Annotated in this window: 12 protein-coding genes; 5 read left to right on the top strand and 7 right to left on the bottom strand. The window is 70.0% G+C overall.

What is annotated here, in order from left to right; all coding sequences use genetic code 11:
* Positions 1 to 96 precede the first annotated feature (96 nt).
* Positions 97 to 792 carry a hydrogen peroxide-dependent heme synthase gene (gene hemQ / locus AC5W7N_RS10950; RefSeq protein WP_163814353.1) on the bottom strand — a complete coding sequence of 232 codons (696 nt, stop codon included), beginning with the start codon at positions 790 to 792 and terminating at the stop codon, positions 97 to 99.
* Between the two features lie 237 nt (positions 793 to 1,029).
* Here hemQ and AC5W7N_RS10945 point away from each other — a divergent pair, with 237 nt between their 5' ends.
* Both AC5W7N_RS10945 and AC5W7N_RS10940 read left to right on the top strand, forming a co-directional pair.
* Positions 1,030 to 1,359 (top strand): ArsR/SmtB family transcription factor, encoded by a 330-nt coding sequence (locus AC5W7N_RS10945; protein ID WP_495923622.1) that lies wholly within the window; start codon positions 1,030 to 1,032, stop codon positions 1,357 to 1,359.
* Positions 1,359 to 2,057 carry a cation efflux transmembrane domain-containing protein gene (locus AC5W7N_RS10940; RefSeq protein ID WP_495923620.1) on the top strand — a complete coding sequence of 233 codons (699 nt, stop codon included), beginning with the start codon at positions 1,359 to 1,361 and terminating at the stop codon, positions 2,055 to 2,057. The genes AC5W7N_RS10945 and AC5W7N_RS10940 overlap by 1 nt, the downstream gene beginning before the upstream one ends.
* Before the next feature lie 225 nt (positions 2,058 to 2,282).
* On the opposite strand, the gene AC5W7N_RS10935 is transcribed toward AC5W7N_RS10940, so the two are convergent.
* The 4 genes from AC5W7N_RS10935 to hemE form a co-directional block, all read right to left on the bottom strand.
* Positions 2,283 to 3,626 carry a protoporphyrinogen oxidase gene (locus AC5W7N_RS10935; RefSeq protein WP_495923618.1) on the bottom strand — a complete coding sequence of 448 codons (1,344 nt, stop codon included), beginning with the start codon at positions 3,624 to 3,626 and terminating at the stop codon, positions 2,283 to 2,285.
* Between the two features lie 578 nt (positions 3,627 to 4,204).
* On the bottom strand, positions 4,205 to 5,446 hold the full coding sequence (locus AC5W7N_RS10930; RefSeq protein ID WP_194992189.1) for a globin domain-containing protein: 1,242 nt from the start codon (positions 5,444 to 5,446) through the stop codon (positions 4,205 to 4,207).
* Positions 5,443 to 5,916: an RrF2 family transcriptional regulator gene (locus tag AC5W7N_RS10925; protein ID WP_194992190.1), complete on the bottom strand. Its 474-nt coding sequence runs from the start codon at positions 5,914 to 5,916 to the stop codon at positions 5,443 to 5,445. Before AC5W7N_RS10925 ends, AC5W7N_RS10930 begins: the two co-directional genes overlap by 4 nt.
* A gap of 212 nt (positions 5,917 to 6,128) precedes the next feature.
* On the bottom strand, positions 6,129 to 7,187 hold the full coding sequence (gene hemE / locus AC5W7N_RS10920) for a uroporphyrinogen decarboxylase (protein ID WP_163814359.1): 1,059 nt from the start codon (positions 7,185 to 7,187) through the stop codon (positions 6,129 to 6,131).
* A gap of 168 nt (positions 7,188 to 7,355) precedes the next feature.
* Here hemE and AC5W7N_RS10915 point away from each other — a divergent pair, with 168 nt between their 5' ends.
* Together AC5W7N_RS10915 and AC5W7N_RS10910 are read left to right on the top strand one after the other, a co-directional pair.
* Entirely contained in the window at positions 7,356 to 7,907 is a 552-nt protein-coding gene (locus tag AC5W7N_RS10915) for a DUF3000 domain-containing protein (RefSeq protein WP_048834261.1), read from the top strand.
* A 22-nt stretch (positions 7,908 to 7,929) separates the two neighbouring features.
* Entirely contained in the window at positions 7,930 to 9,273 is a 1,344-nt protein-coding gene (locus AC5W7N_RS10910; RefSeq protein WP_495923616.1) for an HRDC domain-containing protein, read from the top strand.
* 425 nt (positions 9,274 to 9,698) lie between these two features.
* Here the strand turns inward: AC5W7N_RS10910 and dxs are convergent, their stop codons facing one another.
* On the bottom strand, positions 9,699 to 11,594 hold the full coding sequence (dxs, locus tag AC5W7N_RS10905; RefSeq protein WP_163814361.1) for a 1-deoxy-D-xylulose-5-phosphate synthase: 1,896 nt from the start codon (positions 11,592 to 11,594) through the stop codon (positions 9,699 to 9,701).
* A 182-nt stretch (positions 11,595 to 11,776) separates the two neighbouring features.
* Here dxs and AC5W7N_RS10900 point away from each other — a divergent pair, with 182 nt between their 5' ends.
* Entirely contained in the window at positions 11,777 to 12,445 is a 669-nt protein-coding gene (locus AC5W7N_RS10900) for an SIMPL domain-containing protein (protein WP_194992157.1), read from the top strand.
* Positions 12,446 to 12,616: 171 nt separating this feature from the next.
* Here the strand turns inward: AC5W7N_RS10900 and AC5W7N_RS10895 are convergent, their stop codons facing one another.
* The gene (locus tag AC5W7N_RS10895) at positions 12,617 to 14,011 is read right to left on the bottom strand and encodes a class I SAM-dependent RNA methyltransferase (protein WP_195019658.1); all 1,395 of its coding nucleotides are present in this window, start codon (positions 14,009 to 14,011) and stop codon (positions 12,617 to 12,619) included.
* Between the last annotated feature and the right edge of the window lie 17 nt (positions 14,012 to 14,028).

Genomic DNA, 14,028 nt, shown 5'->3' with positions numbered 1-14,028 from the left:
CCCCCCCCCCCCACCCCCCCCCCCCTCCCCCCCCCCTCCCCCCCCCCCCCCCCACCCCCCCCCCCCCCCCCTCTTTGCCCCCCCCCGGTACTGGGTTCAGGGCAGCGCGGTCATCAGCTGCTCGACCTCGACACGCGGGCCGGTGAAGAACGGCACTTCCTCGCGCACGTGCAGGCGGGCCTCGGTGGCGCGCAGATCGCGCATCAGGTCCACGATGCGGTGCAGTTCCGGGGCCTCGAAGGCCAGGATCCACTCGTAGTCGCCGAGCGCGAACGAGCTCACGGTGTTGGCTCGCACATCCGGGTACCCGCGGGCGGCCTTGCCGTGATCGGCCAGCATCTTGCGGCGCTCCTCGTCGGGCAGCAGGTACCACTCGTAGGACCGCACGAACGGGTATACGCAGATGTAGTTGCCCGGGTCCTCGCCGGCCAGGAACGCCGGGATATGGCTCTTGTTGAACTCGGCGGGCCGGTGGATGGCCACATTGCTCCACACCGGCGCGCTGGCCTTGCCGAGCGCGGTCGTGCGGCGGAAGTCGGCGTAGACCGCCTGCAGATCTTCGACCCGTTCGGCGTGCGTCCACAGCATGAAGTCGGCATCGGCGCGCATACCAGCGACGTCGTAGATGCCGCGCAGCACCACCCCGCGATCGGCCAGACCGTCGAAGAAGGCGCGCGCCTCCTTGATCGCCGCCTCCCGGTCGTCACCCAGCGCACCGGGTTGCACCTGGAACACCGAGAACATCAGGTACCGGATAGTCGAATTGAGAGCCTGGTAGTCGAGTCGCGCCATACCCCCATCGTGCCACTCGGCGCTTTTCCCGCCGCCGCCATCCCCGCCCGGACGTCGTGCCGCGCCGCGCGCCGGACCGAGCGCGAGACGTGTGCTGCCGAAGGCCGACTCGGCAACCCCATGACTGTGCCCCAGCGAACAGGGCGCGCGGCGATCCGGTCGTGTGACGGCCGACGAGCAAGCGCAGCGTCAATGTTCACTATTTTCTGAATACAGATTTCCATGTACTGTTCGGGTATGGAGACCTCGCTGCATCACGATGCATTGGCCCGGTTCGGTCATGCGTTGTCCGACCCGACGCGCACCCGAATCCTGCTGAGCCTGCGCGAAGGTCCCGGCTATCCGTCGGAGCTGGCCGAGCAGATCGGGGTCACGCGGCAGATTCTGTCCAACCATCTGGCGTGCTTGCGCGGATGCGGGCTGGTGGTCGCCGTGCCGGAAGGGCGGCGCAACCGCTACGAGCTGGCCGATGCCAGGATTTCGGCCGCACTGTCTGATCTGCTCGGATTGGTGCTTGTCGTGGATCCGGCGTGCTGCCCAGTCGCGGATACCCAGGAGTGCTGCTGATGGATTCGCCGAGAACGCCGACCGTGCGGGCGAAGCCGAGCGCGAGCCGGAAAGCGGTGCTGGCGCGGCGGATTCGCTGGTTCGTCGCGGCGACCATCGCCTACAACGTGGTCGAGGCGATCATCGCGCTCACCGAGGGCGCACGGGTGTCGTCGACCGCGCTGATCGGGTTCGGGCTGGATTCGGTGATCGAAGTCTCCTCTGCGGCCGCCGTGGCGTGGCAATTCGCCGGACGCGACCCAGCGAAACGGGAGAAGCTCGCCCTGCGGGTCATCGCGTTCTCCTTCTTCGCCCTCGCCGCCTACGTCACCGTCGAGTCGATCCGCGGCCTGCTCGGCATGGGCGACGCCGAGCACTCCCCGATCGGCATCGGACTCGCCGCCGTGAGCCTGGTCGTCATGCCGGTGCTGTCCTGGGCGCAACGCCGCGCCGGCCGTGAGCTCGGCTCGGCCTCCGCCGTCGCCGATTCCAAACAGACCCTGCTGTGCACGTACCTGTCGGCAGTGCTGCTCGTCGGCCTGCTGCTCAACAGCCTGTTCGGCTGGTCGTGGGCCGACCCGATCGCCGCCCTCGTCATCGCCGCCATCGCGGTGAAAGAAGGCCGCAACGCCTGGAAGGGCGACACCTGCTGCCCCGCATCGGCCGCGGCGCTCGCCACGAAGGGATCCGCAGGGCACGACTGCGAATGCTGCGACTGACGTCTCCGGCATTCCTTCCCCTGCCGCACGCGCTTCGGGAAGCACTCGCCTAGATCATCGTCTCCGCATCGGCTTCACACCGGCCAGGAGCTCCCCGGACACTGCCGCTTCCTCCCCGACACCATGGCCGCCGGGAGATTTCGCCGCGCTGACTCGCCCCACCACGAGACGAGCCGCAGCGACAGACGCCCGGCCAGGCGAGCGCCGCAGCGATATGGCGGGCGGTCAGGTGAGCGCTGCCGCGATATGCCTGGCGGCGGTGGTGGCGGAGGCGACGCAGGCGGGGACGCCGACGCCGTGCAGGTAGGCTCCGGTGATGGCGAGGGTGTCGAATTCGGCTGTGGCGGACTCGATCTCGGCGATGCGGCTGGTGTGGCCGGGGGCGTATTGAGCGAGGGCGCCGGGCCAGCGTTGGACAGTGGCCGAGAGTGGGGAGATGGGGACGCCGGTGACGGTGGCGAGGTCGGCGACGGCGGCGGCGGCGAGTTCGCCGTCCGGCCAGGACAGCGCGGCGTCATCGCCGAATTTGCCGAAGGAGGCGCGGACCAGCGCGATCTCGCGGGCGGCCAGATGCGGCCATTTGCGGCTCGACAGGGTGAAGGCCTTGGCGCTCAACGGTTCTCCGGTGGCGACGAGGATGCCGGAGTTCTGCGGCAGCGGGGTGTCGCGCGGGAGGGCGAGTGCGACCAGGGCCGAGGATGAGAGCTCGATTCCGGCCAGCGCCGACGACGCGGCGGGCGCTTCCGCAGCGAGCAGGCGGGCAGTCACCGGGGCGGGCGTGGCGAGGACGACGGCGTCCACCGCACCCACCGGTTCGAGCTGCCACCCCGTCGCCGTCCTGGTGAGTCCGGTGGCTTCCGCGGTCACGAACGTCGCGCCGGATCGTTGCGCGAGCGCTTCGAGCAGGACCTGATAGCCGTCGCGGATTCCGCCGAAGACGGGTGCATCCGATGGTGGCGGCAGGGCCGCGGTGACCGCGGCGGTGAGGCTGGGGGCGCCGTTGTCGAGAGCGGCGGCCAGACCAGGCAGGGCCGCGCGCACCCCGATGGATCGTGAGCTGCCCGCGTACACCCCGCCGAGCAGCGGATCGACGCTGCGGTCAGCGACTTCCGCACCGAACCGGTCGGCCACCAGGCTGTACACGTCGATGTCGGAGCCAGGCTGCCAGCTGAATGGCCGTTCGGGTTCTGTGGCGACCTGATGCAGGGTTTCCTCGGACACCAGTCCGCGCAGCGTGTCGGCATCGGATGGGATTCCCATCAGCGTCCGGGCAGGCAGTGGGTGTGTGCTCCCCTCGGCCCAGATCAGCGGACGCAGCCCCGCGGGCCGCACCAGCTGATCGTCGAGCCCGAGCTCCGCCAGCAGTGCGATGACCTCGGGCCGCCGCCCGACGAACGCCTCGGCACCCAGATCGACCGGATCCCCGTTGATCTCACCGGTGTAGAGAATGCCGCCGAGCCGCTCCCCGCGCTCGACCACGACGATCTCGGCCTGCGGCCCGAGCAGCCCACGCAACCGATACGCCGAAACCAGCCCGCTGATACCACCGCCGACGACCGCGATTCTCATACCGACGACGGTAATCCCCGCCCGTGACCGGCCGTCACGGTGGTCGGCGAAACCGCAGGTCACCGCATCGGCGACGCGGTGAGGATCACAGCCTGCGCGCGGCACCCGGCGACGCGACGATCGAGCCGCGGGCGCCCCGGCAGAGCTATCCCGGCATGGACGGGTTGTTCGAGTAGGGCGACCGTTCGATGGGTCTATTGCGCCGCCAGTATCGGCGCACACCGCGCAGCTCCCGCGACACCCGCGCCGCCCGGGCGGCCGTCGCCGCAGCACGTTCGCCACGAGCCTCGCCCGACTCGACGGCCCCACTTTCCTCCCGCGCCGGCGCCTCGGATTTTGTTGCGCCCCAACCGAAAATCCGTCTCATGCGGTGATCTTATGGCAGACCACCGACAGATTCGGCCGACCACCGAATCGCAGGCCAGGGTCGGCACAGTCCACCGGCGCCGAGAAATCTGCGACGGCCCCGTGACCACCAGATCGGCCACGGGGCGCCGTCATGCGTGTTTTCGGTCAGGGTTTCCGAGCCCTGATGTCCGGCCCGGCCGCGCTCAGTCGCGGCGACGGCGGGAACCCGCTCAGACCGGGCAGACGCCGGTCCGCCAATCGGTCGGGGTGAACTGTTCGATGTGCACCCGATCGCTCGGGACGCCCACGGCTGTCAGCTGGGAGCGGACCGCATCCAAGAATCCGTCCGCTCCGCAGACGTAAATGTCCGCGTCGGCGGGGAGGGTGATCGTGGACAAGTCCAGTAGGCCCTGGTGGGCTTCGCCCGCCTCGTCTTGGTACCAGAGTTCGAGGGTGGCCGCGTCGAGGCGGTCGATGAGGGTGCGCATGCGGTTCAGCAGGGGGTGGGTGCGTGGGGTGCGGTCGGCGTGCAGGGCCAGGACGGTCCGGGGTGATCGGTGGGCGGCCAGGTATTCGAGGGTGCCGATCATCGGGGTGATGCCGATGCCAGCGGAGATGAGGACCAGTGGGGTGGTCGCGTCGGTGTCGACGGTCAGGTCGCCGAAGGGCAGGGTGATCTCGAGGTGGTCGCCGGTGGTGAGGTTGTCGTGCAACCAGCTCGACACCTCGCCGGCGGGACAGCCCGCGACAGCGTCCACGCGTTTGACGGCGAACGTCAGCTTTCCGCCGCCCGGGTTGTTGACCAGGCTGTACTGGCGTAGCTGACGCGCACCGTCGGGCAACCGGACGCCGGCCGAAACATACTGCCCCGGCAGGAATTCCGGGAACGGCGCGGAGGGATCAGCCGACTCGACAGTGAAGATCGCAGCACCGGCCGGATCGTCCTCACGTCCCACGACCACCGCGTCCCGGAACACATCGCCGGGTTCGACACCGGCCGCCACATACAGCTGTTTCTCCAGGTCGATCAGCGAGTCCGCCATCAACCAGTAGACGCGATCCCAGGCGGCCGCCACCGGGTCGGTGACCACGTCGGCGCCGAGCACTTCGACGATCGCGGCGAACAGGTTGTCGTGCACCACCTGGTACTGATCGGCGGTGATGCCGAGCGATGCGTGCTTGTGCCCGATTCGCGACAGCATGGCCGACGGGTGCGGCAGCCGCGGATCGACCAGGTAGGTGGCGAAGGACGCGACGGAGGCGGCGAGCGCACGCTGCTGGGAACCCTGCGCCTGGTTGCCACGGTTGAACAGATCACGGATCAATTCGGGATGGTTGCCGAACAGCCGGCGATAGAAGGCCGTGGTGATCTCGTCGATATGGGCACCGACCAAGGGCAGGGTGGCGCGGATCGTTTCGGCATGCTCGGGGTCGAGTTCGGGTAGGGCACGGACGACGCTGTCGGTGTTCACTGACTTTCCTTTACCTCGGAACCACCGCCCACCGAGGGAATGGTGAGCAGATGCAGCAATTCGACGGCAGGTCCGGTGACGAGATCGGTGACCGTATAACGATCCAATTCTCGATAGAACGCTTCCTTGGCGTCCGCGAGAATTCGGCGCAACCGGCAGGAACCGGCGAGCGGACAGGGATGATCGCCCTCGCACAGCACAACTTCGCGGTCACCTTCCAGGGCACGCACCAGCGCGCCGACCGACGCGCCGCGCCCGGTCTCGGTGATGAACAACCCACCGGAGCGGCCACGCTGCGCCTGCACGAAACCCAGCTCGACCAGTTGCGTCACCGCTTTCGCCACATGACGTTCGGACGCGTTGACCTGCCGGGCGATCAACCGAGTGGTGACCCGGTTATCGGCCTCGTCACTCACCGCCAACCGCATCAGGGCCCGGAGCCCGATATCGGTGAAGCGAGTCAGCTGCATGGCATCGAAGCTACCGAGCCCGGGACTCCGGAAACCAATTCCGGACGGGTGTTCTTAATTACGCGAATTCGTGCGGTTTTTAGGCGCCGGATCAGGGCATGCGGCAACGCGGTATCAATCGCCGGAAATTGCTGCTACGCCGTGGAATCGGTATCGCAGAAAGGCATTCCGCCCCGGCGCGATCAGTGCAACGCGCCGGGCTGCGGCGGACATCACAACTGGTGGACGAGTTCGACCAGCGCGGTGATCACACCCGGATCGGTATCGGGCAGCACCCCGTGGCCGAGGTTGAAGATATGACCGGCGGCGCCGAGGGTGATGGCCTCGTCGGCCTCGTGGGTGATGCGACGCGCCTCGGCCTCCACCGCGTCCCACCCGGCGAACAGGATCGCCGGATCCAGGTTGCCCTGCAACGCTTTTCCAGGACCGACCCGGCGCACGGCTTCGGTCAACGGCACCCGCCAGTCGACTCCGACGACGTCGGCGCCCGCCTCCCCCATCGCCCCCAGCAGCTCACCGGTGCCCACCCCGAAGTGGATGCGCGGCACACCGGCCGCGGCGACCTCGGCGAACACCCGCTCCGAATGGGGCAGCACGAACCGGCGGTAATCGGCCTGCGAGAGCGCACCGGCCCAGGAGTCGAACACCTGCACCGCGTCCACTCCGGCCGCGAGCTGGGCCTGCAAGAAGGCAATGGTGATGTCGGTGAGCACGCCGAGCAGCTCGTGCCAGGTCTGCGGATCGGCATGCATCATCGCCTTGGTGCGCTCGTGATGCTTGCTCGGACCGCCCTCGACCAGGTACGACGCCAGCGTGAACGGTGCGCCCGCGAACCCGATCAACGGCGTCTGCCCCAGTGCGTCGAGCAGCAGCCCGATCCCGTCGGTGACGGCGCCGACCTCCTCCGGTCGCAGCCGCGGCAACGCCCGCACATCGGCGGTGCTGCGCACCGGCGCGGCCACCACCGGGCCGACACCCGGCACGATATCGAGGTCGATGCCTGCCGCCTTGAGCGGAACGACGATGTCGGAGAACAGGATTGCCGCATCCACCCCGTGGCGGCGGATCGGCTGCATGGTGATCTCGCAGACCAGTTCCGGATCGAAGCAGGATTCCAGCATGCCGATGCCCGCGCGCAGCTCCCGGTACTCAGGCAGCGAGCGGCCGGCTTGGCGCATGAACCACACCGGACGCCGGCTCGGCTCGCCGCCGGTGGCGGCGGCCAGGAAGGGGGCATCGGTCAACCGGCGGCGCGTCTGTGTGCTCACCATCGTTATCGTAGGCGGGTCCACCCGCCCCTCAGCGGCGCGCCTCCGACTGCGCCGGGGACGGTAGGTCTACCGTCACCTCTCGTGACACCGCTCGACTACCGCGACGGCGCCGCATCGACCGAGGGCTCCGACGGCGAACCAGCTTCCTTTCGTGCCGCGGTCGAGGCGATGGGCACCGCAACAGTGCATCCCCGGATCGAGCTGGCCCCTATCCGTCCGCCGCAACGGCTGGCCCCGTATTCCTATGCGCTCGGCGCCGAGGTCAAACACCCCGAGACCGGTGTGGTGCCGATCGACTCCGAGGGCGATGCGTTCGGCAGGCTGATCCTGCTGCACGACCCCGACGGTGACGAGGCCTGGCACGGCACGTTCCGGCTGGTCGCCTACATCCAGGCCGATATCGACGCCGCCCTGGCCACCGACCCGCTGCTGCCCGAGGTGGCGTGGAGCTGGCTGGTGGACGCGCTGGAATCGCGGGGGGAGCCGTTCACCGCGCTCGGCGGCACCGTCACCTCCACCAGTTCGGTCCGTTACGGCGATATCGCGGGCCCGCCGCGCGCCCACCAGCTGGAGCTGCGCGCCTCCTGGACCGCGATGACCACCGAGATGCGTCCGCACGTGGAAGCCTTCGCCGAGGTACTGGCCTTCGCCGCCGGGCTGCCACCGGCCGGTATCACAGATTTGCGGCCACAGTCGTACACCAATAACGACCGCAGCTGAGCGCCACGTAGAGTTCACCTCTATGCCGGAAGCAGACGGGGCCGGCCGCGACGTGGACAGCGGCGAGACGGACAGTACGACCACGCAGGTCTCGGCGGACGCCGAGACCGAGACCGCGGTGGCGTTGCTCGTCCCCGCCGACGGTGTGCCGCCGGTGCTCAGCACTCCAGCCGAGATCGCCGAGGCCGCCACCCGGATCGCCGCGGGTACCGGTCCGCTGGCCGTGGATGCCGAACGCGCCTCCGGTTTCCGCTACTCGGCTCGCGCCTACCTGATCCAGCTGCGGCGCGCGGGAGCGGGCAGCTTCCTGATCGACCCGATCCCGGTGGCCGATGCGCTGGCACCGCTGGCCGAGGCGATCAACGATCTCGAGTGGGTGCTGCATTCGGCCGACCAAGACCTGCCCGGTCTCGCCGAGCTGGGGTTGCGTCCGGCGGCGTTGTTCGACACCGAACTCGGCGGGCGGCTGGCCGGGTTCGACCGGGTCGGACTGGCGGCTATGGTGGAGCGGCTGCTCGGGCGTGCGCTGCGCAAAGGGCACGGCGCCGCGGACTGGTCGACCCGGCCGCTGCCGGAGGCCTGGCTGAACTACGCGGCCCTCGATGTCGAACTACTGCTCGAGCTACGCGAAGCGGTGGCGATCGCGCTGCATCAGCAGGGCAAAACCGAGTGGGCGGCACAGGAATTCGAGCACGTCCGGCTCACCGAGCCGCCCGCGCCGAAGGCCGACCGCTGGCGGCGCACCTCCGGCATCCACACCCTGCGGCGAGCACGTCAGCTGGCGACGGTGCGCGAACTGTGGACCACCCGAGACGAACTGGCCCGCCACCGCGATATCGCGCCCTCGCGCATCCTGCCCGATTCGGCCATCATCGCCGCCGCCAACGCCGAACCCCGCACCATCGCCCAACTGCGCGAATTGCCGGTTTTCGGCGGGCCGCGCCAGCGCCGGTATTCGCGGGAATGGCTCAGCGCCGTCGAGCGCGCCAGGACGCTGCCCGATACCGAGCTACCGCCGCTGTCCCAGCCCTACGACGGGCCGCCGCCGGTCAACCGCTGGGAGCGCCGTGACCCGGTGGCCGCCGCCCGCCTGACCCGAGCCCGTGCCGCCATGGGCGAGCTGTCGACCGAAGTCCTGGTCCCGGTGGAAAACCTGCTCACCCCCGACGTGGTGCGGCGCCTGTGCTGGGACGGGCTCCCCAGCTACGACTTCGGCCCCGATTCGGCCACCGAGCTCGGCAAACAGATCGACGAGTTCCTCCGCTCCGCCGGCGCCCGGCCCTGGCAGCGCGAACTGGCCGTGCCGCGCCTGACCGTCGCGCTGATCGTCGCCGAGCCGCCGCACGAACCGGCAGACGGCGACTGAGTGGATTACGTTGGCGGCGTGGGAATTACGCACCGGGTGACGTCGGCTACTTTCCGCACGGGCCGTTCAGCGGGTTCTGCGGCGTGGTCGACGCCCGTGGCGCCCGGATGCGTATCGAATTCAGCGAAGGGACCGTCCACCGTGAAGGTGGTGTACTGCGCGAGCGGCGCCACCATATGACCGTCGCGTTCGACGGAGTCGAGCTGGTCTAGTCGCCTCCCGCACCCTGATTGCGGCAGTCGGTCCTGGCATTTCGCCGCCACACCGCCCGGATCACCCCCCGGCCGTAGTCGCGGCGATCGCGGACCGGAAACTCGGGCAGCGGGTGAAATCCTCGAGATCGCAGCACACGATCGGCTCATGGTCGCCGTGCCGGTGTTCATCGCGAGCGCGACCCGCGACTGAGGTGGGCGGGTAACTCCGGCTCAGCCCGCGTCGACCCAGCTCGCGATGCGGCGAGCGATGTCGGGAGCGGTGAGACCCAGCTCCTGCCGGACCTGGGCGACGGTGCCGTGATCGAGGAACTGTTGCGGCACACCGATATCGCGGGTGGGGACGTCGAGACCCGCGGTGCGCAGGCGCGCGGACACGCTGGAGCCGATGCCGCCGTGCAGGCCGCTGTCCTCGACGGTGACCACCATGCGGTAGTTCTCGGCCAGCTTGACAATGGTGTCGGAGACCGGAAGCACCCAGCGCGGGTCGATGACGGTGACCGAAATACCTTCCGGCGCCAGCAGTTCGGCAACCTCGACGGCCATGGACGCGAACGAGCCGACCGCGACCAGCAGGACGTCACCGTGCTGGGTACGGGCGGTGCCGTCGCCCTCGGGCAGGCGCAGCACATCGACGCCGTCGAGCCGCTCCACCGCCGTGATCTCTTCGACCACACTGCCTTTCGGGAAACGCAGCGCGGTGGGCCCGTCGGTGACGGCCAGCGCCTCACCCAGTTCCTCGCGCAGGGTGACCGCGTCGCGCGGCGCGGCGACCCGCATACCGGGCACGATGCCGAGCACCGACAGGTCCCACATCCCGTTGTGGCTCGCGCCGTCGGAGCCGGTGATGCCCGCGCGGTCGAGCACGAGGGTGACCGGCTGCTTCAGCAGCGCGACATCCATCAGCAGCTGGTCGAAGGCCCGGTTGAGGAAAGTCGAGTAGATGGCGACCACCGGATGCATGCCGCCGAGCGCCAGACCGGCCGCCGAGGCCACCGCATGCTGTTCGGCGATCCCGACGTCGAACATCCGCTCCGGGAATCGCTCACCGAAGGCGGCCAGGCCGGTGGGGCCGGGCATGGCGGCGGTGATGGCGACGATGTCGTCGCGGCGCTGCGCGTGTTCGATCAGCTCGGCGGAGAACACCGAGGTCCAGTCCTTGGCCTTGCTGCTGCCCACCGGCTCACCGGTCAGCGGGTCGATCGGTCCGCAGGCGTGCATCTGGTCGGCCTCGTGGTTCTCGGCCGGTTCGAAGCCGCGGCCCTTCTGGGTGACGGCGTGCACGACCACCGGACCGCCGAAGTCCTTGGCGTGGCGCAGCGCGCCCTCGAGTGCGGCGATATCGTGCCCGTCGACCGGGCCGACGTACTTGAGTCCGAGATCGCTGAACAGCTCCTGCGGGCTGACCGCGTCTTTGATGCCCGCTTTCACCGCGTGCATCATCGAGTACGCCGAGTCGCCCACCCGGGGGATGCTCTTGAGCAGCCGCCGGCCGGCGTCGAGGGCGTGTTCGTAGGCGGGTTGGGTGCGCAGCGCGGTGAGCCGCTGGGCCAGACCGCCGATGGTGGGGGCATAGGAGCGGCCGTTGTCGTTGACGACGATGACCACCGGGCGATCGGGTGCGGCGGCGATATTGTTCAGCGCTTCCCAGCACATGCCGCCGGTGAGGGCGCCGTCACCGACCACCGCCACCACATGCCGGTCCTGGCCGGTCAGCGCGAACGCCTTGGCCAGACCGTCGGCGTAGGACAGCGCGGCGGAGGCATGCGAGGACTCCACCCAGTCGTGCGCGCTCTCCGCGCGGCTCGGGTAGCCGGACAGGCCGCCCTGGGTGCGCAGGGTGTCGAACTGGTCTTTGCGGCCGGTGAGGATCTTGTGCACGTAGGCCTGGTGGCCGGTGTCGAAGATCAGCGGGTCGGCGGGCGAGTCGAAGACCCGGTGCAGGGCGATGGTCAATTCGACCACGCCGAGGTTGGGGCCGAGGTGACCGCCGGTGACCGCGACCTTGCGGACCAGGAACTCACGGATATCCGCCGCCAGCTCGCGCAGCTGCGGCACCGTCAGCTGCCGCAGGTCTTCGGGCGTGTCGACCCGGGAAAGCATTCCCACCTGAACTCGCTCCCTCCGGATAGCGCATCTGATCCGATCAGTCTACGGAGCCACTCTGTGTGCCTCACACGACGACGGATCCCCACCAGCGGACATGGCCGGCGAATGTGAGACTCGACATACGATGCCCAGCTTAGAGTGGGCTCGTAGGCGTGCGCGAACAACCGAGGACAGGAGAACTCGTGGGCAAGAAGAAGTCGTCGGGCGCGGTCACCACGTTCGGGCACGGAACCGTCCACGCGACCCCCGACCTCATGCGCGTGACCCTGTCGGTGGAAAGCCGCGCGAGCAAGGTGGCCCTGGCCTATGGGCGCGCCGGGGAGCGGGTCGCCGCGGTCACCGCCTCGCTGCGCTCCTACGGCGTGCCGAGCACCGATATCGCCACCAGTGGGCTGTCGGTGCGGACCGAGACCGTCTGGGTGGAGGGCGGCGGCAACAAGATCACCGGTTATCTGGCGACCACGTCGCTGACGATCACGCTGCGTGAGATCGGCGAGGATGCCGACCCCGGCCCCGCCACCATCATCGCGCACTGTGTCGACGCCGGCGGCGACGATGTCCGTCTCGGTGGGCTCGAACTCACCGTCGCCGACCCGGACGCCCTGCTCGGCACCGCCCGCGACGCGGCCTGGGACGACGCCAAAGCCAAGGCCGAGCAGTACGCCGAGCGCGCCGGACGCGCCCTCGGTGCTGTCGTCGAGATCACCGAGGACACCTCGGCGCCGGTCCCGGTTCCCCGCCCCCGTGCGCGTGGAGCGAGCGAAATCGCCTATGCCGCAGCAGCGGTGCCGGTGGAGCTCGGCGAATCCGAACTCGCCGCCGACGTGCGGGTCACCTGGGAACTCGACTGAACCGCCGACACTCCGGCGTACTCGGTCCCGAGCGCGGGAGCAGGTCCGCGTCCAGTGGCGCCGCGGTAGTCGACCGGACGCACCGGGCCCCATCGGGCGATCGCCACGTGGCCGTGGCACGACGGACGACCTTCGTGACCCGCGCCGCGCCCAACGCTCCAGCGGTCCGGCTCAACGCTCCAGAAGCGCAAGGCATTCGACATGGTGGGTCGCCGGGAAGGCGTCGAAAGCGCGCAGGCCGGTGAGTTCATAGCCGGCCGCGCGGTAGAGACCGAGGTCGCGGGCGAAGGAGGCGGGATCGCAGCCGATGTGGATGATGCGCTCGGGTGCGACGGATGTGACCGCGCCGACGACGGCCTTGCCCGCGCCCGCGCGCGGCGGGTCGAGCACGACGACCCGAGGCGCGCCGCCGGTGTGCTGGGCCACCCAGCGCTCGACCCGGCCGCTACCCAGCCGCAGCCAGGGCAGATCGGCCAGTGCGAGCGTGCCGTCGGCCACCGCGGTGCGCCCCGATTCCACCGCGTGCACCGCACCGGACGGACCGACCTGTTCGGCCAGCCGGGCCGCGAAGACACCGACACCGCTGTAGAGATCCCACGCCGTATCCCCCGGTGCCAGGGCGGACCACCCCGCCACCACATCCGAATAACGTTGCGCGGCAGCACGGTGGGCCTGCCAGAAGCCGGTCGCCGATAGCTCCCAGCGCCGGCCCGCCACGTATTCGACGGCCCGGCCGCTGCCCTCGATCAGCCATTCGTCCCTGGCCGCGTGCGCGGCGGCGCGATGCGCGGCCGCACGTTGACGTTCGGCGTTGCCGGGGCGGGATTCGCCGCGGCGGCCGCGCGGTCCCCCGCGCTTGCCGTGATGCGGACGGTCGCCGGCACGGCTACGGCGCGGGCCTTCGCGTCCAGGGTCGGCGGTATCGCCGCGCCGGTCCCGGTCGCGGCCCAGGTCGGTTTCGACCGGCGGAGCCAGTTCCACGAGGTGACGGGTGCCGTCACCGTCGACCGCCACCACAAGATCGGCGCCAGGGGTCCAGAGCCGGTCGGCGATCCCGTCCAGCGCGCCCGCTACCGGCTGCGGGCACCGCAGATCGGCGATGACCTCGGTGCTCCGATACCGGTGGGCCCCCGCGCGGCCTGCCGCGTCGACAGGTAGCCGCACGCGGGTCCGCCAGCCGCCCGTCTCGGTGCCGGCGTCCAGTGGCTCGACCACGATCTCCCGGTCCAGCCCGGCGATCCGGCGGAGCTGTTCGGCCACCACCGCGGCCTTGAGTCCGCGCTGCGCGGCGGGCGTGGCGTGCGAGAAGTCGCAGCAGCCCGCGCCACCCGGGCCCGACACCGGGCAGGTGGCGGGCACCCGGTCCGGCGAAGCCTCCAGGATCTCGATCGCATCGGCACGGCAGAACGATCCGCCGGCGTCCTCGGTGACGCGGGCGCGCACCAGCTCACCCGGCAGGCCGTGCCGGACGAACACCACCCGGCCCTCGTGGCGTCCGACGCAGAACCCGCCGTGGCCGGGCGGGCCCAGCCGGATCTCGACGGTGTGCCCGGACCAGTCGCTCATCGCCGCGGCCCGTACTC

Source organism: Nocardia sp. CDC519, assembly GCF_059509835.1.
Note: the sequence above shows the minus strand (reverse complement) of the source record. Positions and strands in the feature narration are given on the sequence as shown.

Coding starts and splice junctions, on each gene's coding strand:
- hemQ (WP_163814353.1), bottom strand. CDS start 792: ATGGCGCGACTCGACTACCAGGCTCTCAATTCGACTATCCGGTACCTG.
- AC5W7N_RS10945 (WP_495923622.1), top strand. CDS start 1,030: ATGGAGACCTCGCTGCATCACGATGCATTGGCCCGGTTCGGTCATGCG.
- AC5W7N_RS10940 (WP_495923620.1), top strand. CDS start 1,359: ATGGATTCGCCGAGAACGCCGACCGTGCGGGCGAAGCCGAGCGCGAGC.
- AC5W7N_RS10935 (WP_495923618.1), bottom strand. CDS start 3,626: ATGAGAATCGCGGTCGTCGGCGGTGGTATCAGCGGGCTGGTTTCGGCG.
- AC5W7N_RS10925 (WP_194992190.1), bottom strand. CDS start 5,916: ATGCAGCTGACTCGCTTCACCGATATCGGGCTCCGGGCCCTGATGCGG.
- hemE (WP_163814359.1), bottom strand. CDS start 7,187: ATGGTGAGCACACAGACGCGCCGCCGGTTGACCGATGCCCCCTTCCTG.
- AC5W7N_RS10915 (WP_048834261.1), top strand. CDS start 7,356: ATGGGCACCGCAACAGTGCATCCCCGGATCGAGCTGGCCCCTATCCGT.
- AC5W7N_RS10910 (WP_495923616.1), top strand. CDS start 7,930: ATGCCGGAAGCAGACGGGGCCGGCCGCGACGTGGACAGCGGCGAGACG.
- AC5W7N_RS10895 (WP_195019658.1), bottom strand. CDS start 14,011: ATGAGCGACTGGTCCGGGCACACCGTCGAGATCCGGCTGGGCCCGCCC.